The sequence below is a fragment of the Streptomyces sparsus genome (assembly GCF_054776295.1).
The window spans coordinates 1-4097 of record NZ_BAAHCA010000430.1; the positions used below are offsets into that span (position 1 = coordinate 1).

4 protein-coding genes are annotated in these 4097 nt (G+C 71.3%); 1 reads left to right on the forward strand and 3 read right to left on the reverse strand.

The window, feature by feature from the left end; genetic code table 11:
* Window positions 1-362: 362 nt before the first annotated feature.
* Window positions 363-884, forward strand: a complete 522-nt coding sequence (locus tag ACYVE9_RS17860) for a universal stress protein (protein ID WP_461028876.1) — start codon at window positions 363-365, stop codon at window positions 882-884.
* A gap of 731 nt (window positions 885-1615) precedes the next feature.
* Here the strand turns inward: ACYVE9_RS17860 and glmS are convergent.
* From glmS to ACYVE9_RS17875, 3 genes are all read right to left on the reverse strand, one after another.
* Window positions 1616-3451, reverse strand: a complete 1836-nt coding sequence (gene glmS, locus ACYVE9_RS17865; RefSeq protein WP_461028877.1) for a glutamine--fructose-6-phosphate transaminase (isomerizing) — start codon at window positions 3449-3451, stop codon at window positions 1616-1618.
* Between the two features lie 62 nt (window positions 3452-3513).
* Window positions 3514-3792: a hypothetical protein gene (locus ACYVE9_RS17870; RefSeq protein WP_461028878.1), complete on the reverse strand. Its 279-nt coding sequence runs from the start codon at window positions 3790-3792 to the stop codon at window positions 3514-3516.
* A gap of 109 nt (window positions 3793-3901) precedes the next feature.
* Window positions 3902-4097: SHOCT domain-containing protein (locus tag ACYVE9_RS17875; RefSeq protein ID WP_461028879.1), on the reverse strand; the 196-nt coding region annotated here is incomplete at its 5' end.

Genomic DNA, 4097 nt, shown 5'->3' on the forward strand with positions numbered 1-4097 from the left:
CTCGCGCCCCGACTCGCGTCGGGAGCGCGTTCCGCCGGCGGAAGCGCCTGGTCGACGGACCGCGGGGATCCGTGCCGCCCGGTGGCGTGCGCCCCGGGTCGTCCGGCGTCGGAGGCCCGCGGTCCGCTTTCATGGAAGCCCGGGGGTGCGGGGTGGCTCGGTCACGGCGACGCGCCGGGCGTGACCGCGGCCATTGCACGAAACGCGGCGCTCCGGCATGCTTCGCCCTCAACCTCTGGGCACGGGGCGTGTGGCGCCGTACCCTGGAGGTAGGGCCCCGGAAAGACGCTTCCCGGACGTTTTATTTAGCCCGCAACCATCCGCCGCCCCTCCGCACGAGGACTTCTTTCGCCGAGACGCCAATGGCCGGACACGAGATCCCCGAACCAGCGGACCGCAAGCCCGTAGCCGATTCCCCGGCACGGGCCGATGCGGCGGAACAGGAACGCCATTCCTGCGATCCCGCGTTCCAGCACGGAGTCGTCGTCGGATTCGACGGCTCCACCTCCAGTGAACGGGCACTGGCATACAGCATCGGCATGGCCCGACGGTCGGGTTCCGGCCTGATCATCGTGCATGTGGCGAACCGCTTGCCGACGACGGTCTGGGCGGGCTGCGAGCCCCCGGTGTTCGTCGACGTGCCCGACCACCGCACCGAGGTACTGGGGCTGGAACTGGCCTGCGCCGACTACCTCGCCGAGGTCCCGTGGATCCTGGTCGAGCGCGGTGGCGACATCTGCCACGAGCTGGAGGAGGTCGGCCGGGAGTACTCGGCGGACGCCATCGTCGTCGGCTCCACGCACGGCCTCGTCGGCCGCATCTTCGGCTCGGTCGCCGGCCGCCTCGCCCGTCGCGCACAGCGTCCCGTGGTGGTCATTCCCTGAGACGGCGGCGGATCACCGCGGCCTTCCGGACCGCGCCACGACACCGCCAGCGCACCGCCACCGGACTCCGCCGCCCGTCGCGGCCACGACTTCCCGGTGCTCCCGCCCATCCCGTCCGACCGTCCGACCGTCCGACCGTCCGACCGTCCGAACCTTCGCCCGGAAGGGTCCCGGCGAGGGGACGGAAGTGCGGCGGGCGGGTTTTTCCGCGGGTGGCACCGGGGGTTCCCGAGCGGCCGTCGGGAGCACCCGGAAATGGCGACTCCGGAGCCCGCGGAAACCCTCGGGGGAACACTCGGTGGACGTCCGTGGAAACGTCCGGAGCCGCCGTACTCCCCTGCATTCCCACCGTTCGACGAGCGTTTTCCGACCCGCCTCCGATCACCGTCCGACGGTCTTCCGACCCGCTTCCGAGCGATTTCCCGGGGCCCGCCGACTGATCGACGACGGCGCCGCGGATGTTCTCCGCAGACCGGCCGGGCGAGCTGCCCCACGCCCAACTCCTTTTCCCCGCACTCCACTCGGTGAAATTTCCGGGCTCGAAGTGGTGCAGGACGCCTCGGGAACGGGCATACACCCCGCACAGCGTGCTGCCGAACGGGAGGTGACGGTCCCCGGCGGGCAGCTCACCGCCGGCGTGATGGGCGACGCCGGCACATGGAGGGGCCCCGGAACGTGTCTGGTGGCACGCGTTCCGGGGCCCCTCGCTCATGCCGCTCGGGCGCCGGCGGCTACTCGACGGTGACGGACTTCGCCAGGTTGCGCGGCTTGTCGATGTCCCGGCCAAGGGCCAGGGCGGTGTGGTAGGCGAGGAGTTGCAGCGGGAGGCCCATCAGGATCGGGTCCAGCTCGACCTCGTTGCGCGGCACCACGATGGTGTGGTCGGCCTTCTCCTGCCGGCTGTGGGCGACGGCCAGGATGCGGCCCTGGCGGGCCTTGATCTCCTCCAGCGTGGCCCGGTTCTTGTCGAGCAGTTCGTCGTCCGGAAGGATCGCCACGGTCGGCACGGCGGGCTCGATCAGGGCCAGCGGGCCGTGCTTCAGCTCGGACGCCGGGTAGGCCTCGGCGTGGATGTAGGAGACCTCCTTGAGCTTCAGGGACGCCTCCCGGGCCACCGGATAGCCCCGGACGCGGCCGACGAACATCATCGACTTGGCGGTGGCGTACTCGGCCGCGAGCTTCTCGATCTCGGCCTCACCGGCCATGATCTCCGCGATCTGCGCGGGCAGCCGGCGCAGGCCGTCGATGATGCGCTTGCCGTCGGCGACGGAAAGGTCCCGGATCCGGCCCAGGTGCAGGGCGAGCAGCGCGAAGGCCACCGCCGTGTTGGTGAAGCACTTGGTGGAGACGACGCAGACCTCGGGGCCGGCGTGCACGTACACGCCGCCGTCGGTCTCCCGGGCGATGGCGCTGCCGACCACGTTGACGACGCCCAGCACCCGCGCGCCCTTGCGCTTGAGCTCCTGCACGGCGGCCAGCGTGTCGTAGGTCTCGCCGGACTGGCTGACGGCGATGTAGAGGGTGTCGGGGTCCACCACCGCGTTGCGGTAGCGGAACTCGCTGGCCGGTTCGGCGTCCGCGGGGATGCGGGCCAGCTCCTCGATGAGCTGGGCACCGATCATGCCGGCGTGGTAGGCGGAGCCGCAGCCGAGGATCTTGACCCGGCGCACCCCGCGGGCCTCGCGGGCGTCCAGGTTGAGGCCGCCGAGGTGCACGGTGGCGAACCGGTCGTCGATCCGGCCGCGCAGCACCCGGTCGACGGCGTCGGCCTGTTCGGCGATCTCCTTGTGCATGTAGGTGTCGTGGCCGGCCATGTCGTAGGACTCCGCGGCCCACTCCACGGTCTCCGGCGACGTCGAGGTGCGCGAGCCCTCGGTGGTGTAGGTGCGGTAGTCGTCGGCCTTGATGGTGGCCATCTCACCGTCGTTGAGGGTGACGACCTGCCGGGTGTGCGAGACGAGCGCGGCGACGTCGGACGCGAAGAGCATCTCGTGCTCGCCGATGCCCAGCAGCACCGGGGAGCCGTTGCGGGCGACGACGATCCGGTCGGGGAAGTCGGCGTGCAGCACGGCGATGCCGTAGGTGCCCTCGATGACGCTGAGCGCCTCGCGGACCTTCTCCTCCAGCGTCTCGGCCTGGGCGCGCCCGATCAGGTGCGCGAGCACCTCGGTGTCGGTCTCGGAGACGAACACGACGCCGTCGGCGGTGAGCTTGGCCCGCAGGTCGTCGGCGTTGTCGAAGATGCCGTTGTGGACGACGGCCACCTTGGCGTCGGGGCCTGCCGTTTCGGTGTGCGGGTGCGCGTTCTCGTCGCTCGGCGCGCCGTGCGTGGCCCAGCGGGTGTGCGCGATGCCGGTGCTGCCGTTGAACCGCTTGGGCAGTCGCGCCTCCAGCTCGCGGACCCGGCCCTTGGCCTTGGCCGTGCGCAGGCCGCCGCTCTTCCCCGTGCCGGTGCCGTGGATGGCGATGCCGGCCGAGTCGTAACCCCGGTACTCCAGCCGCTGGAGGCCCTCCAGCAGCAGCGGCGCCACGTCGCGTTTGCCGATGTATCCAACGATCCCGCACATAGCACTTCTCCTCGTCAGCGTGTTCGTGGTGCCCGGTCGGACCGGGAGCCGGCGGCGCCGCGTCAGCCGTAGACGATGCGGCGCAGCTGCCGCAGCGAGAGCTGCGGTGGTGCGACCGCCCGGTGCGGCAGTTCCGCGGTGATCCGCTCGAAGATCACCGGATTGGTCAGTCCGCCGGCCTGCAGCTCGCGGTGCCGTCGACGGACGTACTCCTCCGTGGTCTCGTCGAAATACGCCAGAACGTCCAGGACCACCCGGGTCGCCTCGCCGCGATGCAGCGCGGTGGTGCGGACCAGGTGGTCGATGAGTTCGTCGTGGTGCGGCGTCCGGCGTTCGGGCACCCGTTGATACTGAGGGCACCGCCCGCCTTTCGCAAGAATCCTGCCCGATTCCGGGCAGGAACGTGTCGCAATGAGGGTGACGCCGCAGTCTCCCGGACTGAGGCGGGGCTCAGAAGCGGTCCAGTACGGCCTTCTTGGCGGCGCTGAACTCCTCGTCGGTGAGCACGCCGGTGCTGTGCAGCTCGCCGAGTTCCCGCAGCCGCCGCAGCAGCGCGTCATGGTCGGCGGCCGGCGCGACCGTCCCGGCCGCCGGCCCGGCGGCCTTGTCGAGGGACGGCTGCGGACGGGCGGGCGCGGCCGGGTGC